This is a genomic window from Halarchaeum rubridurum (genome assembly GCF_014647115.1).
Classification (GTDB): domain Archaea; phylum Halobacteriota; class Halobacteria; order Halobacteriales; family Halobacteriaceae; genus Halarchaeum; species Halarchaeum rubridurum.
Map to the genome: position 1 here is coordinate 387949 of NZ_BMOO01000001.1, position 25445 is coordinate 413393.

26 protein-coding genes are annotated in these 25445 nt (G+C 70.3%); 7 read left to right on the plus strand and 19 right to left on the minus strand.

Features of this window, described 5'->3' with window-relative positions; all coding sequences use genetic code 11:
* Positions 1 to 95 precede the first annotated feature (95 nt).
* Positions 96 to 338 carry a hypothetical protein gene (locus IEX84_RS02135; RefSeq protein ID WP_188869327.1) on the plus strand — a complete coding sequence of 81 codons (243 nt, stop codon included), beginning with the start codon at positions 96 to 98 and terminating at the stop codon, positions 336 to 338.
* On the opposite strand, the gene IEX84_RS02140 is transcribed toward IEX84_RS02135, so the two are convergent.
* The 10 genes from IEX84_RS02140 to IEX84_RS02185 form a co-directional block, all read right to left on the minus strand.
* A complete protein-coding gene (locus tag IEX84_RS02140; protein ID WP_188869329.1) occupies positions 339 to 719 on the minus strand; it encodes a DUF5811 family protein in 381 nt (126 codons plus the stop codon).
* Positions 720 to 770: 51 nt separating this feature from the next.
* Positions 771 to 1247 carry a pyruvoyl-dependent arginine decarboxylase gene (locus IEX84_RS02145; RefSeq protein WP_188869331.1) on the minus strand — a complete coding sequence of 159 codons (477 nt, stop codon included), beginning with the start codon at positions 1245 to 1247 and terminating at the stop codon, positions 771 to 773.
* Positions 1248 to 1296: 49 nt separating this feature from the next.
* Positions 1297 to 2523 carry a proteasome-activating nucleotidase Pan2 gene (pan2, locus tag IEX84_RS02150; protein ID WP_188869333.1) on the minus strand — a complete coding sequence of 409 codons (1227 nt, stop codon included), beginning with the start codon at positions 2521 to 2523 and terminating at the stop codon, positions 1297 to 1299.
* A gap of 96 nt (positions 2524 to 2619) precedes the next feature.
* Entirely contained in the window at positions 2620 to 4413 is a 1794-nt protein-coding gene (gene pepF / locus IEX84_RS02155) for an oligoendopeptidase F (protein ID WP_188869335.1), read from the minus strand.
* A 37-nt stretch (positions 4414 to 4450) separates the two neighbouring features.
* The gene (gene truA, locus IEX84_RS02160) at positions 4451 to 5281 is read right to left on the minus strand and encodes a tRNA pseudouridine(38-40) synthase TruA (RefSeq protein WP_188869337.1); all 831 of its coding nucleotides are present in this window, start codon (positions 5279 to 5281) and stop codon (positions 4451 to 4453) included.
* Between the two features lie 6 nt (positions 5282 to 5287).
* Positions 5288 to 6586 (minus strand): histidine--tRNA ligase, encoded by a 1299-nt coding sequence (gene hisS, locus IEX84_RS02165; protein WP_188869339.1) that lies wholly within the window; start codon positions 6584 to 6586, stop codon positions 5288 to 5290.
* Between the two features lie 48 nt (positions 6587 to 6634).
* Complete coding sequence (locus IEX84_RS02170) at positions 6635 to 7507, minus strand: EamA family transporter (protein WP_188869341.1); 873 nt, start codon at positions 7505 to 7507, stop codon at positions 6635 to 6637.
* A 40-nt stretch (positions 7508 to 7547) separates the two neighbouring features.
* Positions 7548 to 7913, minus strand: coding sequence for a DNA-binding protein (locus IEX84_RS02175; RefSeq protein WP_188869343.1), 366 nt, complete (start codon positions 7911 to 7913; stop codon positions 7548 to 7550).
* 498 nt (positions 7914 to 8411) lie between these two features.
* On the minus strand, positions 8412 to 8867 hold the full coding sequence (locus IEX84_RS02180) for a 30S ribosomal protein S19e (protein WP_188869345.1): 456 nt from the start codon (positions 8865 to 8867) through the stop codon (positions 8412 to 8414).
* Positions 8868 to 8905: 38 nt separating this feature from the next.
* Positions 8906 to 9931, minus strand: a complete 1026-nt coding sequence (locus IEX84_RS02185) for a lysylphosphatidylglycerol synthase transmembrane domain-containing protein (protein WP_188869347.1) — start codon at positions 9929 to 9931, stop codon at positions 8906 to 8908.
* A gap of 168 nt (positions 9932 to 10099) precedes the next feature.
* On the opposite strand from IEX84_RS02185, the gene thiL reads away from it, so the two are divergent.
* Positions 10100 to 10960: a thiamine-phosphate kinase gene (gene thiL, locus IEX84_RS02190; RefSeq protein WP_188869349.1), complete on the plus strand. Its 861-nt coding sequence runs from the start codon at positions 10100 to 10102 to the stop codon at positions 10958 to 10960.
* 10 nt (positions 10961 to 10970) lie between these two features.
* Here thiL and IEX84_RS02195 read toward each other — a convergent pair whose 3' ends face one another.
* The 4 genes from IEX84_RS02195 to IEX84_RS02210 form a co-directional block, all read right to left on the minus strand.
* Positions 10971 to 12083, minus strand: coding sequence for a site-2 protease family protein (locus IEX84_RS02195; protein ID WP_188869350.1), 1113 nt, complete (start codon positions 12081 to 12083; stop codon positions 10971 to 10973).
* A gap of 24 nt (positions 12084 to 12107) precedes the next feature.
* Complete coding sequence (locus IEX84_RS02200; RefSeq protein WP_188869352.1) at positions 12108 to 13064, minus strand: AEC family transporter; 957 nt, start codon at positions 13062 to 13064, stop codon at positions 12108 to 12110.
* Positions 13065 to 13177: 113 nt separating this feature from the next.
* The gene (locus IEX84_RS02205; protein ID WP_188869354.1) at positions 13178 to 13432 is read right to left on the minus strand and encodes a DUF7123 family protein; all 255 of its coding nucleotides are present in this window, start codon (positions 13430 to 13432) and stop codon (positions 13178 to 13180) included.
* A 275-nt stretch (positions 13433 to 13707) separates the two neighbouring features.
* Positions 13708 to 14499: a molybdopterin synthase gene (locus IEX84_RS02210; protein ID WP_188869356.1), complete on the minus strand. Its 792-nt coding sequence runs from the start codon at positions 14497 to 14499 to the stop codon at positions 13708 to 13710.
* Positions 14500 to 14598: 99 nt separating this feature from the next.
* Here IEX84_RS02210 and pyrH point away from each other — a divergent pair, with 99 nt between their 5' ends.
* Together pyrH and lysS are read left to right on the plus strand one after the other, a co-directional pair.
* Positions 14599 to 15327: a UMP kinase gene (gene pyrH / locus IEX84_RS02215; RefSeq protein ID WP_188869358.1), complete on the plus strand. Its 729-nt coding sequence runs from the start codon at positions 14599 to 14601 to the stop codon at positions 15325 to 15327.
* The gene (gene lysS / locus IEX84_RS02220) at positions 15324 to 16976 is read left to right on the plus strand and encodes a lysine--tRNA ligase (protein ID WP_188869361.1); all 1653 of its coding nucleotides are present in this window, start codon (positions 15324 to 15326) and stop codon (positions 16974 to 16976) included. The genes pyrH and lysS overlap by 4 nt, the downstream gene beginning before the upstream one ends.
* 402 nt (positions 16977 to 17378) lie before the next feature.
* Here lysS and IEX84_RS02225 read toward each other — a convergent pair whose 3' ends face one another.
* The 4 genes from IEX84_RS02225 to twy1 are packed head-to-tail and all read right to left on the minus strand — an operon-like array spanning position 17379 to position 20769.
* A complete protein-coding gene (locus tag IEX84_RS02225; RefSeq protein ID WP_209590276.1) occupies positions 17379 to 18323 on the minus strand; it encodes a branched-chain amino acid transaminase in 945 nt (314 codons plus the stop codon).
* A 39-nt stretch (positions 18324 to 18362) separates the two neighbouring features.
* Positions 18363 to 19088 carry a 3,4-dihydroxy-2-butanone-4-phosphate synthase gene (gene ribB, locus IEX84_RS02230; protein ID WP_229732287.1) on the minus strand — a complete coding sequence of 242 codons (726 nt, stop codon included), beginning with the start codon at positions 19086 to 19088 and terminating at the stop codon, positions 18363 to 18365.
* Positions 19075 to 19770, minus strand: a complete 696-nt coding sequence (locus IEX84_RS02235; protein WP_188869363.1) for a DUF120 domain-containing protein — start codon at positions 19768 to 19770, stop codon at positions 19075 to 19077. Before IEX84_RS02235 ends, ribB begins: the two co-directional genes overlap by 14 nt.
* Before the next feature lie 57 nt (positions 19771 to 19827).
* The gene (gene twy1 / locus IEX84_RS02240) at positions 19828 to 20769 is read right to left on the minus strand and encodes a 4-demethylwyosine synthase TYW1 (RefSeq protein WP_188869365.1); all 942 of its coding nucleotides are present in this window, start codon (positions 20767 to 20769) and stop codon (positions 19828 to 19830) included.
* Between the two features lie 109 nt (positions 20770 to 20878).
* Here twy1 and IEX84_RS02245 point away from each other — a divergent pair, with 109 nt between their 5' ends.
* The 3 genes from IEX84_RS02245 to prf1 all read left to right on the plus strand — a co-directional run bounded on the left by IEX84_RS02245 (position 20879) and on the right by prf1 (position 24926).
* Positions 20879 to 21592 (plus strand): MBL fold metallo-hydrolase, encoded by a 714-nt coding sequence (locus IEX84_RS02245; RefSeq protein WP_188869368.1) that lies wholly within the window; start codon positions 20879 to 20881, stop codon positions 21590 to 21592.
* Positions 21593 to 21647: 55 nt separating this feature from the next.
* Positions 21648 to 23399, plus strand: coding sequence for an arginine--tRNA ligase (argS, locus tag IEX84_RS02250; protein ID WP_188869370.1), 1752 nt, complete (start codon positions 21648 to 21650; stop codon positions 23397 to 23399).
* Positions 23400 to 23669: 270 nt separating this feature from the next.
* Complete coding sequence (gene prf1 / locus IEX84_RS02255; protein WP_188869372.1) at positions 23670 to 24926, plus strand: peptide chain release factor aRF-1; 1257 nt, start codon at positions 23670 to 23672, stop codon at positions 24924 to 24926.
* Between the two features lie 263 nt (positions 24927 to 25189).
* On the opposite strand, the gene IEX84_RS02260 is transcribed toward prf1, so the two are convergent.
* Positions 25190 to 25435: a glutaredoxin family protein gene (locus tag IEX84_RS02260; RefSeq protein WP_188869374.1), complete on the minus strand. Its 246-nt coding sequence runs from the start codon at positions 25433 to 25435 to the stop codon at positions 25190 to 25192.
* Between the last annotated feature and the right edge of the window lie 10 nt (positions 25436 to 25445).

Sequence of the window (25445 nt, forward strand, 5' to 3'; positions counted from 1 at the left end):
ACGGAGACGCGCGCGTCGCCCACGACTTCAAAAGCGACGCGAGAGGCCGCCACAATTTTTTCGGGCGGCGGGACCGTATTGGCACTCGAACGACGATGCCGAGCGACGAACCGACGCCCATCGAGCGCACCGCGAGCGAACCGATGGCGACGCGCTACGACCTCGTGCTGGCCGCGATCCCGCTCGCGCTCCTCGCGGGGGCGCTCGCCGGGATGGCCGCCGGCGTCGGCACCCGACCGGGCGTGGCGGTCGGGGGTGTCGGCGCGCTCTGCGCGCTCGGCTACGCGATCTTCGGCGACCCCCCTATCGAGCGCGGCGGCGGTCGACGGACGAGCTGATCACTTGGCGACCGCGTCGTTCGAGCGCTTGCGGAACGCCTGTTTCACCTGGAGCGCGGCGGACGCCGCGAGTCCCTGTGCGACCTCGGCGCGTTCCTCGGCGGGGACGAGGTCGGAGTCGCCCTCGTCGAACTCGGGCGTGAACCCGGCGCTGACCGGGTTCCCCGCGGGCGGCCGGACGGCGACCGTCGCACGCGTCCCCTGCTGGCTCTGGCCGATCTCCGCACCGACGACGTACTCGTCGGGGAGGTACTCGCGGGTCTCGGCGGCGATCCGCGCGAGGCTGTCGCGGAGCGCGCGACGCTGCTCCGGCGTCAACGCCGCCTCCTCGTCGTCCGTCGGGTTCCCGCCCGGTCCGGCGTACGGCGTGTTGCCGTTCATACCCCCGAGTAGGGGCTACGCGGTTGAAAGGCCTTCCCCCACCGGCGACCCTCAGAGGATGGGGTCGCTGTCGCCGTAACAGGCGACGACGACCGCCGCGGCGTACTCGCCCGCGTCCGCCCTGACCGTCGCCGTCTCGACGCGCTCGCCGTCGAATTCCCAGTCGCGCAACTCGCGTCCGGCGTCGAGACCGGCACGCACCCGCGTCGCGACGTCGTCGGGGTCGGTCTCGTCGGCGACCTCGTAGAAGAGTCCGGGGCCGTCGGGGTCGCGCGACCACCCGAGTCCGGCGGAGACGTGTCGCGGGCCCGCGGCGTTCGCGTGCGCCTCCACGACCGTCAGGCGCTCGCCCGCCGGCCCGAGGTCGGGCGCGGTGCCGACCGCCTCGACGTCGGCGTCGGCGGGAATTACGGAGGAGACGGCGACGAGGTTGTAGTTGTGGACGTTCGCGTCCGCGAGCGCCGCGTCGTAGGCGGCCATCGCGGTGGGGGCCGTGCCCGTCCCCCAGACGACGCGTATCGTGGCCATACGGCGGCTATCGGACGAGGAGCGTGAAGAACTGTCGGTTCGGACGCGCCTACTGGACGTAGGCGGCGTAGCCCGGCGTCCCGTTCTCCTCCTCGCGCTGAATCTTCTCGAGGGCGTCCTCGAAGTCCGCCATCGTGACGGTCTCGCGGCCGTCGCGGATGGCGAACATCCCGGCCTCGGTGGTGAGGGATTCGAGCTCCGCGCCGCTGAAGCCCTCGGTGTCGCGCGCGAGCGCCGCGTAGTCGACGGCCTCCGCGAGGTTCATCCCGCGCGTGTGGATGTCGAGGATGCGCTCGCGGGCGGCCTGGTCGGGCTCGGGCACCTCGATGAGGCGGTCGAAGCGACCGGGGCGGAGGATGGCGGAGTCGAGCATGTCGAAGCGGTTGGTGGCGGCGATGATGCGGATGTCGCCGCGCTCGTCGAAGCCGTCCATCTCGTTGAGGAGCTGCATCATCGTCCGCTGGACCTCGGCGTCACCGCTCGTCTTCGAGTCCGTGCGCTCGGCGGCGACGGCGTCGATCTCGTCGATGAAGAGGATGGCGGGCTCCTCCTGCTCGGCGAGGTCGAAGAGGTCCCGGACGAGCCGGGAGCCCTCGCCGATGAACTTCTGGACGAGCTCCGAGCCGGCCATCTTGATGAACGTCGCGTCCGTCTCGTTGGCGACGGCCTTCGCCATCATCGTCTTCCCCGTCCCCGGCGGGCCGTGGAGGAGCACGCCGCTCGGCGGCTCGACGCCGACGTGCTCGAACTGGTCGGGGTTGACGAGGGGGTCCTCGACGGCCTCGCGGACCTCGCGGAGCTCCTCGTCGAGACCGCCGATGTCCTCGTACTCGACGGAGGGCGACTGATCGACCTCCATCGCCTGTGCACGGGCGTCCGTCTCGTCGTCGAGGACGTCCTGGATGCTGAACGAGTCGTTGATGGTGACGCGGTCGCCGACCTCGACGCGCTCGCGGGTCCGGTCGGAGACGTCCGTGAGGACCTCCTGGTTGTTCCCGTGTTGCTTGACGACCGCGCCGTCCTCGGAGAGGTCCTCGACGGTGGCGAGGTAGAGCGACGCCGTCTTCAGCGTCTCGTTCTCGCGCTGGAGGTCGTCGACTTCCTCGCGGAGGTCGGCGCGGTGGTCTCGCACCGCCGCCAACTGCTCTTCGAGCTGGTCGTTGACGTCGACCAGCTGGCGGAGGTGGTCTCTGAGCGCCGCCAACCGCTCTTCCGGGCTCGATTCGGGGTCGAGCTCGAGCGTCGGCCGGTCGGGGAGAGTGGGGCTGCGAGACATCCGTTGGGCGCGATAGGCACCCCATAAAGAAGTCCCTTTGGGTCACGGGCACACCCGCGGTGACCCCGGCCTCACCGGCGTTCCATCGGGCCGTCCTCAGAGCAGCAGGTCGTCTGCGCGGTCGAGGTAGTCGCGGTAGACGCCGATGGCGGACTCGATGGGGGCGGGCGAGGACATGTCGACGCCGGCGTCGCGCAGGAGGGCGAGCGGATACTCGGTCGACCCGCGCGTGAGGAAGTCGACGTACGCCTCGGCGGCGTCCCGGTCACCGTCGAGGATGTCCTGCGTGAGCGCGACGGCGGCGCTGATTCCCGTGCTGTACTGGTAGACGTAGTAGGAGTAGTAGAAGTGGGGGATGCGCATCCACTCGCGCGCGATGCGGTCGTCGACGTGCGCGGGCTCGTAGAACTCGCGTTTGAGGTCGCCGTAGGCCTCGTCGAGGGCGTCCGGCGTCAGCGGCTCGCCGCTCTCCTCCATCGTGTGGATGGTGTGCTCGAAGTCCGCGAACAGCGTCTGCCGATAGAGCGTCGAGCGGAAGCGTTCGAGGTACTGATCGAGGACGTGCGCGCGCAGCGCCTCGTCGTCCGTGTGCTCCAGCAGGTAGTGGGTCAGCAGGCTCTCGTTGACCGTCGAGGCGACCTCCGCGACGAATATCTCGTAGTCGTTGTAGACGTACGGCTGGTGCTCGCTCGACAGTTGGCTGTGCAGCGAGTGGCCGAGCTCGTGCGCGAGCGTGTAGACCGAGTCGAGGTCGCCCTGGTAGTTCATCAGGATGAACGGCTGGGTGTCGTACGTCCCGCCGGAGTACGCCCCCGAGCGCTTGCCCTTGTTCTCGTAGACGTCCACCCACCCCGAGTCGAGCCCCTCGGCGACGCGTTCCTGGTAGTCCTCGCCGAGCGGCGCGACGGCCTCGACGACGTAGTCGCAGGCCTCCTCGTAGGGGATTTCGGGCTCCTCGGCGTCCGTCAGCGGCATGTAGAGGTCCCACATCTCCAGCTCGTCGACGTCGAGGGCGCGGCGCTTCAGGTCGGCGTGCCGGTGGAGCGCGTCGAGGTTCTCGCGCACCGTCTCCACGAGGTTGTCGTAGACCTCGACGGGGATGTTCGGGCCGTCGAGCGCCGCCTCCCGCGCCGTGTCGTACCCCCGCACCTGCGCGCGCTTGACGTCCGCCTTCGTCGAGTACTGCAGGGAGGAGCCGATGGTGTTTCGCACCTCGGAGATGCGGTCGTAGAACGAGGCGTGGACCGTCTCGCGGAACGCGCGGTCGCGCTCCTGGAGGAGCGTCGTGAGGTTCGCCTGCGTGATCGTCACGTCCTCGCCGTCCGGACCCTCGACCGTCGGGAACTCCAGGTCGGCGTTCGTGAGCATCCCGTACACCTCGCCGGGCGCGCCCATCACCTCGCCGAACTCCGAGATGACCTCCTCGACCTCCGCCGAGCGCGTGTGGTCTTTCATCCGGAAGACGTCGTCGAGGTAGTGCTCGTAGAGGTCGAGGCCGTCGGTCGCGGCGACCATCTCGTCGAGCTCCGCCCGGTCGAGCGACTGGAGCTCGGGTTCGAGGAAGGACGTCGCCGAGGAGAGCTTCGAAGCGAGCGCGGAGCCCCGGGACTTCAGCGCCTGGGCCTCCTGGTCGCGCGTGTCCTCGTCGGCGCGCATCCGGGCGTACGCCGCGAGCGTCGAGACGGTGCGCGCGACGTCCTCGTACGCCGCCAGGAACTCGCGGAGCGTCTCGCCGTCCGCGGCGACGCGCCCCTCGTACTCGCGGAGCTCCTCGATACCCTCCTTCGCCGCCTCGAAGTCCTCCTCCCACGCCTCGGTGGAGTCGTAGACGCTCTCCAGGTCCCACTTGTCCGCCGCGTCGATCTCCTCGCGCTCAGGGACGGTACTCATTGGCGAACACAGGTGCCGCGGCGCTGTTAAGCGTTCCTCACCGGTCCGTGAGGCCGTCGACGACGGTGCCCGCGACCCGGGCGCTCGCGCGGCGCGCGGCACGCTCCTCCGCGAAGAACGCGCGAGTGTCCCGGACCGCGCGCGCGTCGCGCTCGAACGCGACGTCGAACCGCGGCCGGTCGTAGTCGACGCCCGCGAGGACGAGCGGGCCCGGCGGGGCTTCGGGGACACCCTCGGGACCCGGGAGCGGGTCGGGGGCGAGGACGCGCTCGACCTTCGACGGCGGGGCCGCGCCCGTCGCCACGCTCCGCACGAGCGACGCGACGCGGCGGACGAACCCCCGGGGGAAGCCGCCGGCGCGCGCCCGCAACGCGAGGAAGTCCCCGTCGCCGTCATCGTCGCGCTCGACGGCGAGCGAGAGGTCGCGCTCCGTCCCCGCGTCGTCGCTCGTCAGGTTGTGGAAGTCGTGCGCCCCCGAGAGTGCGCGGGCGGCGTCGCGGGCGAGGGCCGGGTCCGCCGCCGGCGCGTAGAGGTGGTAGACGTACTCGCGCGCGACGGCGTCGTGCGTCGCGTGGAAGTCCGCGGGGACGGCCGCGTGCGCCCACGCCCGGACGGCGTCGTGGAGTTCGGCGTTCAGCGCGCGCGGCGTCAGCCACTCCGGGCAGTCGAACGCGACCGTCTGGGCGAGGGCGGAGACGCCCGCGTCCGTCCGCCCCGCGGCCGCGTACCCCGGTGGCTTGTCGCCCTCGAAGACGCCGTGCGCGCGCAACGCGTCGAAGAGCGCGTCCTCAACCGTCGGGACGTCCGGTTGGCGCTGGAAGCCGCGGAAGGGGCGGCCGTCGTAGGCGAGGCGGAACGCGCGGCGCATCCGTGCCTACGCGACGTCGTCGTAGCGCGGTTCGTCGTGCTCGCCGGGGAACTCATCAACGGGGACCTGGGTCTGGTCGCCCGACGCCATGTCCTTCACCGTGACGTTGCCGTCTTCGAGGTCGCGCTCTCCCACGATGACGACCGTCTCGGCGTTGATCGAGTCCGCGTAGTTCATCTGCGACCCGAAGGAGCGCCCCGAGACGTCGGTCTCGACGACGTGCCCGCGCTCGCGGAGGTCGCGCGCGACCCGCGCGGCCTCCGGACGGACGTCACCCACTTGGAGGACGTAGTAGTCCGTCCGGACCGCCTCCTCGGGCCAGACGCCCGCGCGCTGACAGAGGAGCGGGAGCGTCGAGTAGCCCGTGGCGAACCCGACCGCGGGCGTAGGCTGCCCGCCGAAGGACTCGATGAGGTCGTCGTAGCGCCCGCCGCCGAAGACCGAGCGCCCGACCTCGCCCGTCGAGTCGAAGCACTCGAAGACGACGCCCGTGTAGTAGTCGAGGCCGCGCGCCGTCGTGAGCGAGACGGTGAGGTGGTCCCGGACGCCGTAATCCTCGGTCGCCCGCAGGACCGCGCGGAGGTTCTCGACGGCGTCCGTCACGCGCTCCGTGTCCGCGAAGTCGACGAGGTCGTCGAGGTCGTTCGACGCGATGACGTCGTCGAACGCCTCGGCCTGCGCGACCGAGAGTCCCGTGCCCGCGAGCCGCTCGACGTAGTCGTTGTCGTCGAGTTTCGCGCGCTTGTCCACGACGCGGATGGCCTCGCGGACGTCGACGTCCGCGTCGAAGCTGTTCAGCACGCCGCCGAGGACGTCTCGATGACTCACGCGGAGCTCGAAGTCCTCGGCCGTCAGCCCGAGGTCGGTGAGCGCGCTCGCCGCCGTCGCCAGCACCTCCGCGTCCGCCTCCGGCTCCGCGGAGCCGAAGAGGTCGACGTTCGTCTGGTAGAACTCCCGGTTGCGCCCCGACTGGGGCTCCTCGTAGCGCCAGAAGTCCCGCGTCGAATACCACTTGATGGGCTTACTGAGCGCCTGCTGTTTCGCCACGACCATCCGCGCCACCGTCGGCGTCAGTTCGGGCGTGAGCGTGACGTGCCGGCCGCCCTGGTCCTCGAAGTCGTAGAGCTCCGTGACGATGTCGCCGCCCGACTTGTCCGTCCACATCTCCGCGCGTTCGAGCGCCGGCGTCCCGATTTCGCGGAAGCCGTAGCGGCGGGCCGCGTCCTCGACGGCGTCCATCGCCTCCCGCCGAGCGCGCATCTCCCCGGGGTAGAAGTCCCGGAAGCCCTTGAGTCGGTCGTACATACGCCCGAATTGACCCGGGGCGCGCTTGAAGCCTGTCCTTCGACGCCGCTACTGCGCGAGCAACGCGATCCCCGCGACGGCGAGCGCCGACGCCGCCAACCGCGTCCGGAACCCCTCCTCCGCGAGGAGCACGCCACCGAGGACGACCGCGACGACCGACTGGGCGTTTATCACCGTCGCCGCCACGCTCGCCGACGTCACCGAGAACGACAGCGTCGTCGCCACGCGCGCGAGCGCGACGACGACCGCTATCCCGACGAACTTCGGGAGGGCCGCGCGTACCCCCGCGTCCGGCCAGTCGCGGAGCGCGAGCGGCGCGAGGAAGACCGCCGGCCCGAGGAGGCTCACGATGACCCAGTACGCCGCCGGGACGCCGACGTCCTGGAGGGCCACGCGCTTCGCCACGTCGCTCACGCCGTAACACGCCGCCGAGAACAGCGCGAGTTGCACCGCGCGCGACTCCGTGAGGTTCCGCAGCGGGTCGAGCAGTCGCCCGCCCTCGTAGTTGGCGAGGTAGACCGCCGCCGTCACGACGGCGATGCCCGCCACCTGGAGCGGCCCGAGCGCCACCGGGAGGAGGAGGACTTCGAGCGGCAGGACGAACACCGGCACGATCTTCGCCACCGGCGCGACGAGCGTCACGTCGCCCGCCGCGAGCGCGCGCGTCACCGTCAGAAATCCGAGCGCCGCAAAGCCGACCGTGACGAGGACGACCGCGATACCGAACGCGGAGAGCGACGGCACCGTGGGGAACCCCCCGAGGTACACGTACGCCCCCGGCAGGTACCACGCGGTCGCGATGCCGTTGACGACGACGGCGATGACCGCACCCGAATAGCCCGAGAAATAGCGTTTCAGGGAGTAGAGATAGCCGCCCCACAGCAACGCGGCCACGACGGCGGGGAGGAGACCGGGGACCATACAGGCCCGACCCCGCCGAGCGCGGAAAGCGTTCCGTCTCCTACCGACGCGAGATGTCGAAGGACTTCGAGTCCGGCTTCAGCTCGCGCAGCAGCTCCTTCATCTGCTCCTCGTCCAGCTGGTCCTGCAGGCGACCCGAGCGCCCGAGCGCCACGACCTGCTGTTCGACGCGCTCCGCGAGGTCTGGCTTGCTCATCTTCACGGAGTTCAGCCGCCGCCGCGCGCCGTCCGAGAGGTACTGGCGGAGAATGGCCTGCTTTTGCTCCTCGGCCTGCTGCTGGGCCTGCTGTTGGGCCTCCGCGTTCGCGGCCGCGTCGCCGCCGCCCTGCTGTTGTTGCTGTTTCAGCTGCTCGCGCTTCTGCTTTCGGAGCTCCTCCAGTCGGTCGTCGTCGGGGGTCTCGCTCATGCGTGACCGTAGGCGTTCGAGCGGGAAAAAGGCTTAGGACCCCCACCTTTTTCCAGGTCGGGTGCGCTTCGCGCACCCTCCCCGCAAAAAGCTGGACCAAAAAATCCCGCGAGCGCGAAGCGCTCGCGGACGAGAGCAGAAAACCACCACCGCAACCAAGAGCCGCCACCGCAGCCGCTTACCGTGAACCCTGCACGAAAAAATCCGCGAGCCGGTGGCTCGCGGCACGGGAACGGTAAGGGGCAAAAACGCGAACTCCCTCTACGAGCGGGGTGCCGCGACACGCGTCGTGTCGCGGGCCGACGCACGCGGGCTGACGAGGCCACGCGTCGGGAGCGATCAGGGGGCGATCAACCGAACACGGCTAGCGTCCGCGCACCGAGCGGGTCGAAGACCCCGGACGTGCGCGGTTCACTCGCGCGCGAGGCCCGAGTACCCCCGAAGGGGGTAGACGGGCTTTTGCCAGCCCCGGCTCCGCCGGGGCACAGCAAACGGTCGTTACGCGTAGCGTTCGAGCTCGGGGCGGTCGAGGTCTTCGAGGACGTCGCCGGCGGTGTCGTCGAGGAGGCTGCGGCCCTCGCCGGTGACGATGCGGCCCTCGGAGCCCTGCTGCTGCACGAGGTCGGCGTCCTCCAGCTGCTGGAGGATGGTCCGGATGACGTTCTTCGAGCCGTCGGTCTTCTGTCGCGGGGCGACGCGGTAGCGCGTCGAGCCCTTCGTCAGGGAGCCGTACTCGGTGCTGAGTCGCTCGACGCCGACGGGGCCGTCGACGGCGACCTTGCGCAGGAGGCTGGCGGCGCGGCGCGCCCAGAAGTCGTCCTGCTGGGGGGGCATCTCGCGGTCGTGGCCGGTCTTGGCGAACGCGGCCCACTCGGGGGCCTCGACGACGTCGTCGAGTTCCTCGGTCAGTGCGTCGATGAGCTCGTCCGTCGGGGCATCGTAGAGGGTTGCCATTACGCTGTTTTGGTCGGCCGCGAGGGTTAAAGGCATCGTTAGCGCCGCGCGCGGAGTTCGAGCCACGCGGCCGCGCCGCCGCCGGCGACGGTCGGGGCCCAGTAGACGGCGGCGCGGAAGACGAGCGCGGCGGAGGTGGCGGTGGCGGCGGTGACGCCCGTCGTGGGGACGAGGAGGAGGACGAGGGCGGCCTCGACGCCGCCCGCGCCGCCGGGGAGGGGCGTGACGCTGGCGATGGTGGCGACGGGGACGGCGATGAAGACGATGGCGGCGGCGACGTCGGTGGCGGGCGTGAGCGTCCAGAGGGAGAGGTAGAGGGCGGCGCAGAGACAGAGCCACCCGAGCGTGGACCACGTGACGGCGACGGCGAGGTCGCGGCGGCTGGTGGCGACGCGCTCGATGGAGCGCACGAAGCCGTCGACGCGCTCGCGGACGGCGTCGCGGCCGGGGGCGGAGACGCGGGGCAGGTGACGTCCGAGGCGCGCCCAGACGGGGTGGACGACGCCGACGAGGCGACGCTTGGTGGCGGTCCGGTAGCGCCACGCGAGCGCGGCGACGGCGGGGACGGCGACGGCGAGGGCGACGACGACGCCGAAGACGAACTGGACGCTGTCGCCGGCGGCGTAGCGGGCGACGTAGTAGGTGAGACCGACGAGCGCGAGGACGATGGAGGGGACGAAGTTGAGGGTGTCGACGCTGGCGATGGCGGCGAGGCCGGTCTCGTATTCGCTGTCGGTGGCGCGGGAGATGAGGAGGGCGCTGAAGGGTTCGCCGCCGGCCTGGCCGAACGGCGTGATGTTGTTGGCGAAGGCGGCGGCGGCGTAGAGGAGGAGGGCGTCCCACGCGCTCGTGGCGACGCCGAGGGCGTCGAGCACGCGCCGGAGGGCGAGCGACCACGCGACGAGCCACGCGAGGCCGACGGCGAGGATGACGGCGAACGCCCGGAGTTCGAGGAGCGCGAGCGTGCGGGCGATGTCGTCGACGCCGACGACCCAGAAGAGCAGGGCGAGGACGGCGGCGACGGCGGCGAACCCGACGCCGATTGCGCGGGAGTCGAACTCCATTCACCCGAGTCGACAGCGGGCGTGCGCGTAAAGGCACCGACCGTGCGGCGGCGTGCGGGGCGTGGCGACGGCGGCGCGACCCGAGCGACGCACGGGCGCGGCGACCGACGGCGGGGCTGACGGCGTGCGAAGCGGTGGCGTTTTGCCGGCGGCCGCCGGGGTGTCGGTATGGACGAACGGGCCGCGCTCGGCCTCGTCGGCGACCTCGTGGACGCGGCGGGCGACGACGCGGCGGTGCTCGGGGGGACGGTCGTGACCATCGACATGCTCCACGAGACGACGGACTTCCCGGCGGGGACGACGCGCTACACGGCGGGATGGCGCGCGGTCGGGGCGTCGCTCTCGGACGTCGCGGCGATGGGCGCGGCGGCGACGGGCGCGGTCGGCGTCTACGGTGCGCCGTCGTTCGAGCCGGACGACCTCGAAGGGTTCGTGCGCGGGGCGCTCGACGTCTGCGAACACGTCGGTGCGGAGTACGTCGGCGGCGACCTGGATGGGCACGACGAGTTCACGGTGGCGACGACGGCGCTCGGCGAGACGGACGCGCCGGTGTCGCGCGACGGGGCGAGCGCGGGCGAGGTCGTCGCGGTGACGGGCGCGCTCGGGCGGAGCGCGGCGGCGCTCGACGCCTTCGACGCGGGCGAGACCGAGCGCGCGAACGAGCTCTTTCGCTTCACGCCGCGCGTCCGGGCGGGCGTCTCGCTCCGCGAGCACGCGAGCGCGATGATGGATTCGAGCGACGGCCTCGCGCGCTCGCTCCACCAGCTCGCGGAGGCCTCGGACGTCGGCTTCGACGTCGAGGGCGCGGCCGTCCCGATTTACGACGCGCTCCGCGGAAAGGGGCGACTCGCGCGGGCGACGACGTTCGGCGAGGACTTCGAGTTGGTGTGTACGCTCCCGGCCGACGCGGTCGCGGCCGCGAAAGCGGCGCTCGACGTCCCGTTCACCGTCGTCGGCGACGTGACCGAGTCGGGCGTGCGACTGGACGGCGAGGCGCTCGCGGACCGGGGCTACACCCACGGCGAGTGAGGGGCGCGCTTCAGCCGACGAGCCGTATCGGGACCGGCATGAAGCAGAGCAGGCCCCCGAGGAGGGTGAGCGCGGCGACGGCGAGGCGACGCGTGTCGAGGTCGTTCTCCTCTATCGGGCGGGCGGAGCCCTGGAAGGCGAGGAAGGACGTGATGAGCCCCCACATCACCCAGACGACGGCGGCGTTGGTCGCGTCGCGGGCGACGTAGACGTACGCGGCGAGACCGAAGAGGACGGTGGGGACGAGCGGGGCGACGCGCTCGTAGATGGGGCCGAAGACGGCGCGCATCACGTGGCCGCCGTCGAGTTGGCCGGCGGGGAGGAGGTTGAGGAAGGTGACGAACATCCCGACCCAACCGCCGAAGACGACGGGGTTGACGGCGAGGCCCGCACCGTAGGAGAGGGGCTGGTCGAGCGCCCACGCGATGAGGCGGAGGAGCGGCGGGTTGCCAAAGCCGATGGCGATTCCGCCCGTCTGGACCGTCGGGACGCTAATCGGCGGGAGGAGCAGACCGACCGCGGTCACGACGACGGTGGCGACGAGGCCGGCGAGCGGGCCGGCGACGCCGATGTCGAAGAGCGCCTCGCGGTCCGGCATGACGCCCTTCATGCGGATGACCGCGCCGAGGGTGCCGATGGGCGAGAACGGGATGGGGATGAAGTAGGGGAGGGTGGCGTCGACACCGTGGTAGCGCGTCATGACGTAGTGACCGAGTTCGTGGACGCCGAGGACGCCCATCACGGCGAGGACGAACGGGACGGCGCGGAGGACGTCGACGGAGAAGATGTCGTCGACGTAGTACCACTGTGCGCCCGCGTAGAGCGTCGTGAGGACCGTCAAGCCGGCGAGGGCGACGTTCGTCCACGGGACCCCGGCGCTCGACTCCGCGTCGTCGCGTGCGGGCGTGGCCGCGAGGACGACCTCGCCCGGACGCTCCTCGATTCGGACGTCGTAGCCGTGGTCGCGGAAGAGGGGCAGGGCGGTGCGCTGGAGGGCGCTCCGGTCGACGAGCGGCTCACCGTAGTAGACGACCGTCTCGCCTTCGCGCACGACCTCGTAGACGGAGAACACCGACGAGAGCGCGCCGGCGGTGGGCGCGTCGTCGGGCGGGTCGGCGAACATACCGGGAGAAGGGGGTCCGACCGTTTAAATCCAGAGAAGCCCCCCGCGGAGTGCCCAGATCAGGGCGGCGAGGGTGGCGACGCTGCAGACGGTCGTGGTGAAGATGACGGTGCTGACGTACTCCGGGGCGGAGAACGACGTCTCGGCGTCGCCGGAGAACTCGATGGTGAGCACGAGCGGCGTGACGGCGGCGGGCATCGCGCACTCCAGGACGAAGACGCGCGCGACGTCGCTGTCGGCGAAGCCGAGACCGAGGGCGAGCGCGAGCGCGACGAGCGGCGCGACGCCGAGTTTCAGCGCCGTCGGGACGCCCGCGCGGGTGAGCGACGGCCCGGAGCGCGTGTTCGCGAGCTGGATGCCGAGCATGAGGAGCATGACCGGGATGGCGGCGTCGCCGACGAGCTGAATCGTCTCCATCAGCGCGGTGTCGGTCGGCGGGACGGCGTCGAAGTACCGCGCGAGTCCGGCCGCGAGGAGCCCGTAGAGGAGGGGAAGCCGGAAGACCTCCGTGGCGGCGTCGCGGAGGTCGGTCTCGCCGCCGCGGGCCGCGAGGAAGACCCCGAGCGTGTACTGGAGGACGTCCTGGGCGACGATGTAGAGGACGGCGACGCTCTGCCCGATGGGGCCGAACGCGAAGCGCGCGAGCGGGATGCCGTAGTTGCCGGCGTTCGGGAACGTCGAACTGAGGACGAACGCGCCGCGGTGGGGTTCCTCGAGGCCGAGGGCGCGCGCGGCGACCGATGCGACGACGGTCATGACGGCGACGTAGCCGAGGACGCCGGCCCCTATCTTGGCGACCGCGCCGCTGCCGAGCGACGTCGTGGCGAGGCTGTAGAAGACGAGGCAGGGCGTGAGAACGTAGACGGAGACCGTCCCGAGCGCGTCGACGCGGACGTCGCGGACCCGTCCGAGGACGAACCCGACGCCGGCGACGAGGAGGACCGGGAGGATCGCGGACGTCAGCGCGGAGACGAACGACACGACTGGACGTGTGGCGAACGCGAAGAAAGGGGCTTCGAATCGACGGCCACGCGGCCGTCGTGGAGGGCTGTCGGGCGGTCGGCGGTGCTCGTACTCGTGCTACGGAGTCAGTCCTACGCGCGCTGGACGCGCCACGTGGTCGCGGAGGTGTACGACCACTTCTCGATGTCGAGGTCGAGGTCGTCGGTCGAGTCGCTCAGCTTCGCCATCAGGGCGCCGATCTCCTTCGTCGAGAGCTCGACGTCGTCGGCGATGAACTTGCTCTTGAAGTAGAGCTCGCCGTCGGCCGCCTTCTCGCGCAGGTACGAGAGCAGCCGGGTTTCCTTGTCGTCGTCCGACGCGGTCGGGGACTGCGCGGTTGCGCTCATGGCTATCCCACGCTTGTCCCCGGACGACGGTATAAGGGGGGGAACGTTAGTGTGGTTTCGCGCTCTTTCCGGAGTCAAAATCGTCACCGATGCCATTTCACCGACCGTTTACTGAGCGTCGAAAGCGCTTTAGACGTTTTACGAATGGCCGAGAGAGTTTGTATTGTGTCACTCATATCAGAAAATATATTTGCCCCTCACCGGCCGATATCGGGGACAGATGCGGAGTCGCGCCCCCCATTTGGGACCGGTGCGGGCGGCGCGGGCGGCGCGCGTCAGGCGTCACGCTCGTGTCGCCAGAACTCGTCGTCGACCGTGACCTCCTTCTTGAAGATGGGGACCTCGTCCTTGAGCCGGTCGATACCGTCCTCGACGGCGCGGAAGGCCTCGCGGCGGTGGCCGGCGAGCACGACGACGAAGACGATGTCCTCGCCGGCCTCGATGCGGCCCGTCCGGTGGTGGAGCAGGACGTCGTGGACGCCGTCACGGGCCTCGAGGGTCGCACGAATGTCGTCGAGGCGCTCGGCCGCGACGTCCGCGTAGGTCTCGAACGTCAGAGCTTCGGTCGGGGCGTCGTCGGCGTTCTCCTGCGCGCGGACGCGCCCGGTGAACGTCGCAATCGCGCCCGCGAAGCGCTCGTCCGCGCTCCGCTTCGCGGCCGCGACGAGCGACCCCAGCGACTCGTGGGGTTCCGTCTCGCGGATGGCGGCCAGCACCACGTCGGGGTCGAGGTCGGCGGCGTCGGCGACGTGGGCGAGCGGATCGTCGACGGCGACGTCGCCGACGGCGAGGCGCGGGAGTGCGGCGTCGTCGAAGCCCACCGTGAGCGCGAAGTCGTGGTCGCGCGCGAGGTCGTCGAGGGTCCCCGGGAGCGACGCGCGCGAGTCGGTCGTGACGCGACGGCGGTCCCCGCCGAGACGGACGGTCGTGCGGTCGTCGGCGTCGGCGAGGGACGGGTCGCGCCGGACGACGGCGACGGCACCCTCGTCCGCGAACCGTTCGCGGAGCGCGTCGACGACGGCCGACGGGTCGTCCCCGGGCGGTGTCGCGACGTCGAGAACGTACATACGATACGGGAGGGTGGCGGGCGGTTTGTCCGTTTCGACGCCCCGAGCTATCGCCGCTTGACAACCCTTAAGGCCGCGACAGGGTTATTCCGCGGTAGTATGAGAGTCGTCGTTTCCGTCGGCGGGAGCGTGCTCGCGCCCGACTTGGCGCACGAACGGGTCGAGCAGTACGCCGACGTCATCGACCAGTTGGTCGATGCGGGGTGTTCGGTCGGCGTCGTCGTCGGCGGCGGCGGTGTCGCGCGCGACTACATCGAGACCGCCCGGGACCTCGGGGCGAACGAGATCGAACTCGACGACATCGGCATCTCGGTGACGCGCCTGAACGCGCAGCTCCTCATCGCCGCGCTCGGCGACGACGCCGCGCCCAGCCCGGCCGAGAGCTACGAGGAGGCCGGCGAGGCGATGCGTCGTGGCGACGTCGCCATCATGGGCGGCGTCACCGCCGGTCAGACCACCGACGCCGTGAGCGCCGCGCTCGCCGAGTACACGAACGCCGACCTGCTCGTCTACGCGACGAGCGTCCCCGGCGTGTTCAGCGCCGACCCGAAGACCGACGACACAGCGGAGCGATACGACCGCATCACGCCCGGCGAGCTCGTCGACGCCATCGCCGGCATCGAGATGAGCGCGGGGAGTTCCGCGCCCGTCGACCTGCTCGCCGCGAAGCTCATCGAGCGCTCGCGCGTCCGCGGCATCGTCCTCGACGGCACCGAGCCGACGGCCGTCCTCGACGCCGTCCTCCGCGGCGAACACGACGGCACCGACATCGTCCCGGACGGGCGCGCGGAGCGCGTCGACTACTGGGTCGAGGACGAGGGCGAATGAGCGACGACGAGTACGACCCGCACGCGACGCTCACCGGCGAGCGCGTCTTCTGGGCCGACGAGGCCGCCGACGCCGTCGAGGCGCGCGGCGGCGACGACCCCCTCGTCGTCAAGGGCGGCATCTCGCCCTCCGGCGTCCCCCACCTCGGGAACATGAACGAGGTGATGCGCGGACACTACGTCGCCGCGGTGCTCCGCGAGCGCGGCCACGAGGTCCGCCAGCTCTTCACGGCCGACGACCGCGACCCGCTCCGCGGACTCCCGCGGAAGCTCGCGGACCTCGACGGCGAGATCGTCGACCTCGGCGACGTGAACGCGGGCGCGCTCGGGCGAAACCTCGGACACCCCTACACCGACATACCGGACCCCTTCGGCTGCTGTGACTCCTACGGTGCGCACTTCTCGAACCTCATCGAGCGCTCCGCCGAGCTCCTCGGCGTCGACGTCGAGACCGTCTCCAACACCGCGCTCTACGAGGACGGCGAGCTGGCCGACGTCACCCGCTTCCTCCTCTCGAACGCCGAGGAAGCCCGCGACGTCCTCGGGAAGTACCAGGACAAAGTCGATTCGTCCTACGTCCCGTTCAACCCGATCTGCGAGCACTGCGGGAAGGTGACGGAGACGGTGACCGGGATCGACGCCGAGGCCGGCACGGTCGACTACGAGTGCACCGACATGGACGCGGGCGACCAGACCATCGAGGGCTGCGGGCACCGCGGAACGGCGACGCTCCGGGAGGGCAAGCTCCCGTGGCGCTTCGAGTGGCCGGCGCAGTGGCAGGTCCTGGGCGTGGACTTCGAGCCGTTCGGGAAGGACCACGCGGAGGGGTCGTGGCCCTCGGGCTCCGACATCGCCGCGACCCTCCTCGGAATCGAGCCGCCGACCCCGATGGTCTACGAGTGGTTCACGCTCGACGGCGAGCCCTTCAGCTCCTCCGCGGGGAACGTCGTCCTCGTCTCCGACGTCCTCGACCTCGTCGAGCGCGACGTCCTGCGGTACTTCTTCGCCAAGGACCCGAAGCGCGCGCGGGACTTCTCCACCGAGCGCATCGACCTGCTCGTCGACGAGTTCGACCGCTTCGAGCGTCTCTACTACGGCGAGGTCGAGGACGCGAGCGAGCGCGAGCGCGAGCGCGCCGAGCGCATCTACCCGTTCGTCGTCGATGAAGTGAGCGAGGAGCGGCCGGTCCGCCTCCCGTACACGTTCGCGGCCGTCCTCGGGATGACCGAGGACCCGGAGCTCCGCGAGGAGATCGCGCGCCGCGAGGGACACATCCCGGAGGACGCGAGCGAGGAAGCCGTCGAGGCCGCGCTGGCGCGCGTCGAGCGCGCCCGGACGTGGGCCGAGCGCACCGACAACCAGTACAACTACCGGATCGCGCGCCGCGAACTCCCGGACGTCGACGTCGACGCCGAGACCGCCGCGGCGCTCGACGAGCTCGCGGCCTTCATCGAGCGCGAGGACCCGGACGGCGAGACCCTCCAGGGCGAGGTCTACGAGACCGCGAAACGCCACGACATCGATATCGGCGACTTCTTCGCCGTCGGCTATCGGCTCTTCTTCGACGAGGAGCAGGGGCCGAAGCTCGGGCAGTTCCTCGCGGACCTCGACGAGACGTTCGTCGTGAAACGCCTGCGCCGCGAGGGGTAGGGCACGGCGCGCTCTCGGCGGACGAAATGGGCGAGCAGACGACGCTCGGGTTTCTCGCGGTTTCACCGCTCGCTCGTTCGGCGACTCCCGATGGTCGTCGCCACACGGGACGGCGCGTCGCCGTTTCTCCGGGCGTCCCGCGGCGGCTTTCAGCGCACGGGACAGCGTGGCGCCGGCTTCGGGTTTGAACGTTCGGGAGCGGGAAGACGAACCACGGGGCTCGCGTCCGTGGCCCGAGCGGCTCCTCAGAGCCCGGTAGGGTCACAGGTCACTCGCGGCTTCGCCGCGAGGCCGACGACTGAGGGGAGCGAAGCGGACTGAAGGAGGAGTGCGTTCGGCCGAGCTTGTACCGTGCGCCGGCGAAGCCGGCGCTCGGCAAACGGTCGAGTATAAAGGCCGCTTCTAGACGTATGTGAACCAGTCGTCGTGTTCGTCGGTGCGTCGGTCGACGAGGTCGAAGAAGGCGGACTGGAGTTCCTCGGTGACCGGACCCCGACTGCCGTCGCCGATGACGACGTTGTCAACCTTGCGGATGGGCGTGACCTCGGCGGCGCTCCCGGTGAAGAAGAGCTCGTCGGCGGTGTTGAGCTCGCCGCGGGAGATGGCGGTCTCGTGGACGGGGATATCGCGCTCCTCGGCGAGCGTGATGACGGTGTCGCGGGTGATACCGTCGAGGATGCTCTCGGAGAGCGAGGGGGTGTAGAGCTCGCCGTCCCGAACCATGAAGATGTTCTCGCCGGGGCCCTCGGCGACGTTGCCCTCCTTGTTGAGGACGATGGCCTCCTCGTAGCCGTTGCGCCGGGCTTCCTCGCCGGCGAGGAGGCTGTTGACGTAGAGGCCGTTCGTCTTGGCGTTCGTCGGGATTTGGCTGGAGGCGTGCTTGCGCCACGAGGAGATCATGACGTCGATGCCGTTCTGGAGGGCTTCCTCGCCGAGGTACGCGCCCCACGGCCAGGCGGCGATGGCGACGTCGGTCGGGCAGTCGCCGGGGGAGACGCCGAGCTGGTGGTAGCCGTAGTAGGCGACGGGGCGGATGTAGCAGGATTCGAGGTCGTTGCGGCGGATGACCTCGAGGGTGGCCTCGGTGAGTTCGTCCTTGGAGAAGGGAATCTCCATGTCGTAGGGTTTCGCGGAGTCGAAGAGCCGCTCGACGTGCGCGTCCCAGCGGAAGAGCGCGGGGCCGTTCTCGGTGTCGTAACACCGCGCGCCCTCGAAGACGCCGGTGCCGTAGTGGAGGCCGTGCGTGAGGACGTGCGTCGTCGCGTCCTCCCAGTCGGTGAACTCGCCGTTCATCCAGATGGTGTCGAGGGAGTCGCGTTCGGCACGCATCTCGTCGAAGCCGGGCATGGCGAAACGATGTTCGGCCGACGTAATGAACGTTCCTCGTTAGCGACGGAGCGCGTCGAGGACGTCGCGGCCCTCGACGTAGACGAATCCGTGCTCCTCGGCGTAGCGGCGGGCGTCCGCGGGGGTGCGCGCGCCGCCGGTCTCGGCGTCGAGCATCTCGCAGACGACGACGGCGGGCGGGCGTCCCGCGGCGTCGGCGAGCGCGAGGCCGAGTTCGGTGTGGCCCTCGCGGTCGGCGAGGCCGTCGGGCGCGCCGCGGAGGAGGTGGACGTGACCGGGCGCGCGGAACGTCGCCGCGAACTCCGTGCCGGCGGGGTCGGCGGCGGCGTCGGCGAGCGCCGTGATGGTGAGCGAGCGGTCGTCGTCCGTGATGCCCGTGTAGGTGTCGCGGTGGTTGACGGTGAGGCTGAACGACGCGCGTTCGTCGTAGCCGAGGTCGTCGTCCGTGACCGCGGGGTGATCGAGCGCGTCCGCGAGGAAGGGCAACTCGAAGGCCTCGCAGACGTCGTGGGAGAGGGCGGTGCAGATGAGGCCGCCGGCGTCGGTCCGCATGCGCGCGACGGCGGCGGGCGTGACGTCCGCGGCGTGGTAGATCAGGTCGACTTCGCCCTCGCGGTCGGCGGCGTCGTGAACGAGCACGGGGTCGCCGCGCTCGATGGCGGCGACGGCGGCCGCGACGTCACCGGTCGGGGCGTCCGCGCTCGCGTCCGTCGCGCCGGCCTCGGTTCCGGCGTCGGGGTCGCTCACGCCGTCACTGTGCGACACGGACGATCACCTCGTCGCCGTCGTCGAGGGCGAGTTCGTCGCGGAGTTTGTCCGCGGCGATGAGTTCGACCTTCGTCTCGTCGTGGTGGGTGCGGTCGGGGACGATGACGTGGACGGGGTCGTAGGCGTCACCGCCGGCCTCGAGCGTGGCGGGGTAGCACGTCGCGGAGCCGTACGTCCGCTCGTCGTCCTCCCACGCGTCGATGTCGATGCCGTCGAGGGACTCCATGGCGGAGCGCGCGCGCCGCGATGGCTCGTCGAGTTCGACGTTCAGCGTCCCCGCGAAGGGCTCGTAACCGAGTCGCTCCTCGAACTGGCGGTTGTAGCCGGGGAGGGAGATGTAGTGTCGCCCCTCGCCCATCCCGCTCGTGACGCGCCCGCTCAGCGCGAGCTCGGCGGGGTCCTCGAACACCCGCCGGTAGTCCTCGTACTCGCGCTGAAGGACGCGCTCGCCGTCGTCGGTGATGGTGACCCACTGGCCGTCGCTGACGACGTCTCGTTCGACGTAGCCGGCCTCCTCCAAGGCCTGGAGGCGTCGGGAGGCGGTCTGCGTGGAGGCGTCGAGCCGGTCGGCGAGGTCGCCACAGGAGGCCTTCACCTCGCCGTGGCGCGCGCCGTCGAGCGCGAGGAGCTTCAGCGCGGCGAGCTCGTCGTACCCGACCGCGAGCGTTGCCCGTGACATACCCGCGAATACGGGCGCGCCGAGCATAATGGTTGTGGGACGCGTCTCAGAACTGAGCTAGTCGTAGAAGCCGCCGCCGGGCGCGAGTTCGGGCACCCACGTTTCCTCGTCACGGGCGAGCAACGCGACCGACGAGGCCTCCTGGACCTTGACGACCGGGTGGTCGGGCATGTGCTCGCCGACGCGCTCCGCGAAGGCCGCGACGAATTCGGGCGAGGGCATCGAGTCCCGGTCGAGGCGGCCCCGCGAGTGCCCGACGTGCATGTACGCCTTCAGCTCCACGAAGTCGGGGTCCGCGCGCCGGTAGAGCCCCGCGTACCAGTCCGGGTTCGTCATGTTCTCGCCGTTCACGAGCGTCGTCCGCAGGACCGTGCGCGTCTCGTCCTTGTCGTGGAGGACGTCGAGCGTCTCTATCAGGGACTCCCACGCGTCGTCCTCCGTCGCGCCCACGACGTCGTCGAACGTCGCGCGCTCCGGGGCGTCCACGGAGACGTACAGCTGCGTGGGGTCGCACTCGCGCAGCACCTCGGGGCGCGTCCCGTTCGAGACGAGGAACGTCGTGAGCCCGCGGTCGTGGAAGGCCTCCAGGAGTTCGGGGAGGTATGGGTAGAGGGTGGGTTCGCCGTCGAGGCTGATGGCGACGTGCTTCGGGTCGAGGGCCTCCTCGAAGCGCTCGCGGGGGACGTTCTCGTTCCCGCCGAACCCGGAGAGGAGTTTCTTCTGCAACTCGATGGAGGCCTCGACGACCGCCTCCGGGTCGTCCCACTCGACGCCGTCGAGTTCGTACGCGTGACCGTTGTGGTCGCGCCAGCAGAAGACGCAGCGCTCGTTGCACCTGACCACGGGCGTCATCTGGATGCAACGATGGGAGCGAATCCCGTACCACGCGTGTTTGTAGCAGGTGCCCTCGCCGCGGAGGGCGTTCGCCGTCCACCCGCAGGTCTGGGCGGCCGTGTGGTTCTCGTGGTGGTAGCTCGGCGAATCCACCTGCTCGGGCATACCCACAAGCGGGTGGCGCGCGGGCAAAAGCGCAGCGGAACGCCCGCCGCGTAGCGGTAGACGAAACCGCCTCACGTACCTTCAACTCCCGGCGGGACGAGAGGTGGGTATGGACGTGACGCTCGCGCGGCACGCGACGCTCGTGGTGGCACTCGACGGCGTGCGGTTCCTCGTCGACCCGATGCTCTCCGAGGCGGGCACGAACCCGCCCGTCGAGGACACGCCGCGACAGCGGCGCAACCCCCTCGTCGACCTCCCGGACGTCGACCTCGCCCACGACGCCGTCCTCGTGACGCACCGCCACCCCGACCACTGGGACGCGTGGGCTGAGGCCGTCGACGCGGACACCCCCGTGTTCTGCAACCCCGCGGAGGCCGACGCCTTCCGCGAGGACGGCCTCACCGACGTCCGGCCGGTCGACGAACGCGAGACGTTCCGGGGTGTGACGATACACCGGACGCCCGCGCGCCACGGTCACGGCGAGACCGCCGAGGCGATGGCCCCCGTCTGCGGGTTCGTCCTCGACGGCGACGAGACGTGCTACCTCGCCGGCGACACCGTCTGGTACGACGCGGTCCCGGCGGCCATCGACGCCCACGACCCGGACGCCGTCGTCGTCAACGCCGGCGCGGCGCAGTTCCGCGACGGCGACCCGATCACGATGGACGCCGCGGACGTCCAACGCGTCGTCGAGCACGCGGACGCCCCGGTCGTCGCCGACCACATGGAGGCCATCAACCACTGCCTGCTCGACCGCGACGACCTCCGTGCGGCCGTCGACGACGTCGTGATTCCCGCGGACGGCGAGACCGTCTCGCTCTGACGGCGCGCCCCGCGGTTTCAGAACGCATTTTAGCCCGCGTAGCGCACACCGTAGCATGTTCCTCGCACTCCGCTCGGAGGTCGAGTCCGCCCTCACCGGGGCGCTCGAAACCCTCGACCTGCCGACGGACGACCTCGGTATCGAAGAACCCCCGGAAGGCGTGGACGCCGTCGTCGCCTCCAGCGTCGCGTTCCGCCTCGCGGGCGAACTCGGCGCGGCCCCGCCCGAAGTCGCCGCCCGCATCGCCGACGCCGTCGACGCCGAGGGCTACGAGTACGTCCGCGAGGTCCGCGCGCAGGGCCCCTACGTCAACGTCCTCCCGACGCCCGCCTACTACGCGGACACGCTCGACGCGGGGAGGGAGGACGACTACGGCGAACTCCCCGCGACCGGCGAGGACGTCCTCGTCGAGCACACCTCCGCGAACCCGACCGGCCCCGTCCACGTCGGACGCGCGCGCAACCCCATCGTCGGCGACGCCGTCGCGCGCCTCCTCGACTACGCCGGCCACGACGTCACCACCGAGTACTACGTGAACGACGCCGGCCGGCAGATGGCCGTCTTCACGTGGGCCTACGAGACCTTCGACGAGGCCGACCTCGATTCGGAGCCCGAGCGCGGGCGCGTCGAGTACGACCTCGTGCGCTACTACCGCAAGGGCAACGCCTACCTCGAAGACGCCGACGCCGACGCCGTCGAGGCCGCAGAGGACGAGATTCAGTCCATCCTCCAGGGCCTCGAGGCGGGCGACGAGGAGACCTACGAACGCGTCCAGCGCGTCGTCGATCAGGTCCTCGGCGGGATGCGAGAGTGTCTCCGTCGGCTCCCCGCGGAGTTCGACGAGTTCGTGAAGGAGACGTCGTTCATGCGCGACGGCCGGACGACGGCGCTCGCGGAGCGTCTCCAGGAGAGCGACGAAGCGGTGTTGGAGGAGGGCGCGTGGCAACTCGACCTCTCCGAGTGGGGGTACGAGAAGAAGCTCGTCTTCCTCCGCTCGGACGGCACGAGCCTCTACACGACGCGCGACCTCGCGCACCACGAGTGGAAGTTCGACGCCTACGACCGCTCGATCACCGTCCTCGGCGAGGACCACAAGCTCCAGGCCGGCCAGCTCCAGGCCGCCCTCGAACTCCTCGGGAACGACACCGACCAACTGGAGAACGTCATCTACTCCTACGTCAACCTCCCCGAGGGGAAGATGAGCACCCGGCGTGGCACCGGAATCGACCTCGACGACCTCCTCGACGAGGCCATCGGGCGCGCCCGCGAGGAAGTCGAGAAACGCCTCGACGACCGCATCCGCGAGGACGACATCGACGCCGACGACGTCGAGCGCATCGCCGAACAGGTCGGCGTCGGTGCCGTCCGCTACGACATCGTCTCCAAGCAACCCCAGAAGGCCATCACGTTCGAGTGGGACGAGGCGCTCGACTTCGAAGCGCAGAGCGCACCCTATATCCAGTACGCGCACGCGCGCACCTGCGGCATCCTCGACGACGCCGACGTCCCGGCCGAGGCCGACGCGAGCCTCCTCGAAGCCGACGCCGAAATCGAGCTCCTCCGCGAGACCGCGCGCTTCCCGGGCGTCATCGACGCCGCCGCCGAGGACTTAGAGCCCCACCAGATCGCCACCTTCGCCCGCGAGTACGCCGACGCGTTCAACACCTTCTACCGCGAGTGCCCCGTGCTCGCCGACGACGTCGACCCCGCCCTCCGGAGCGCGCGCCTCGCGCTCGTCGCGAGCGCACGCAACACGCTCGCCAACGCCCTCGACGTCCTCGGCATCGACGCGCCGACCTCGATGTAGGACTTTTTGCTGCGCTCGCTTCGCGCGCGGTGAACCGGCGACCTGCCGGGTCCTTCGGACCGCTCGGTCGCCGGACGCTAGCCAACGTGGAACGTTCGATAGAGCTAGCGTACGTACCGCGAACGACCTCAGGGAGCGAGCGGGCCAAGAGCCGACCAACGGGAGGCTCGCGGGCTTTTGGTCGAGCTTTTGCCAGCGAGGCGAAGGCGAGCGCAGGAAAAGGTCGTGGGTCGCAGGGTACTTACCGATACGTGCCCCTAGCTCTCCGTAATGAGCGAGCAGCAGGGCGAGCAGGCGTCCGAGGACCGCCGGAAGTACGAGTTCCGGAAGGTCATCGAGAAGCTCCAGGACTACTCCGGGAGCGGGACGCAACTCGTCTCCATCTACGTCCCCGAGGACAAGCAGGTCTCGGACGTGGTGGCCCACGTCACCCAGGAGCACTCGGAGGCCTCGAACATCAAGTCGAAGCAGACCCGGACGGCCGTCCAGGACGCCCTGACGTCCATAAAGGACCGGCTGCGCTACTACGACACCTATCCGCCGGAGAACGGGATGGTGCTCTTCTCGGGGTCAATCGACGTCGGCGGTGGCCAGACGGACATGGTGACGGAGGTCCTCGAATCGCCGCCCGAGCCCGTCCAGTCGTTCCGCTACCACTGTGACAGCGCCTTCCTCACGGAGCCCCTGGAGAACATGTTCGCGGACAAGGGCCTCTACGGGCTCATCGTCCTCGATCGGCGCGAGGCGAACGTCGGGTGGCTGAAGGGCAAACGCGTCGAGCCCGTGAAGTCCGCCTCCTCGCTCGTCCCCGGCAAACAGCGCAAAGGGGGGCAGTCCGCCCAGCGTTTCGCCCGCCTGCGCTTGGAGGCCATCGACAACTTCTACCAGGAGGTCGCGGGGATGGCGAACGACCTCTTCGTCGACCGCCGCCACGAGCTCGACGGCGTCCTCGTCGGCGGTCCCTCGCCGACGAAGGACGAGTTCCTCGACGGCGACTACCTCCACCACGAGATTCAGGACAAGGTCCTCGGGAAGTTCGACGTCTCCTACACGGACGAGTCCGGCCTCTACGACCTCGTCGACGCCGGCGGCGACGCGCTCGCCGAGGCCGCGCTCATGGAGGACAAGAACGCGATGGAGTCGTTCTTCAAGGAACTCCACGACGGCGACCTCGCCACCTACGGCTTCGAGGCGACCCGCCGCAACCTCGTGATGGGCTCCGTCGACGAACTCCTCCTGAGCGAGGACCTCCGACAGGACGTCGTCACCTACGAGTGCGAGAACGGCCACGAGGAGCGCGAACTCGTCGAGCGGCGCAAGAACGAGGTCCCCGAACACGAGTGCTCGGAGTGCGGCGCGACCGTCGCCGAGGGCGAGCGCGAGGACGTCATCGACCACCTCATGAACATCGCCGACCAGCGCGGCACCGAGACGACGTTCATCAGCACGGACTTCGAGAAGGGCGAACAGCTCCTCAACGCCTTCGGCGGCATCGCGGGTCTGCTGCGCTACTCCACGGGCGTCTAGAACACAAACCGTTCAGCCGACGTTTTTCATCCGACGAGCGACGCGGGTAGCGTCCGCGCGACGAGCGTTCACGAGACGGCCGTGCCGTCTCGTTCGCCAATCGGCACTCTCCGATCTCCGACGACGGCTCGCAGAGCCCGAGAAGCGGTTCACTCGCGGCGAAGCCGCGAGGCGACAAGACCACCGAAGGTGGTCGTAGTCGCTTTTGGCCGAGCTTTTGCAAGCGACGGCGCGCGTAGCGCGCCGAGCGCTGGAAAAGGTCGTCAGGCGTAGTGCTCGTCGAGATACTCGACGATGTCGTCGCTCTCGGGCATCCCCGCGATGTCGTTGGCGGGGTCGACGAGGACCGGGACGCCGGTCTGGCCGCTGACTTCCCTGACTTCCTCGCGCCGGTCGTGGGAGCGCGGGACGTCGTGTTCTTCGTATTCGAGGCCGAGCTCGTCGAGTTTGGACTGGACTTTCGCGCAGTAGGGACAGCCGGGGAGGACGTACAGTTCGAAGTCGCTCATGTCGTCGCGT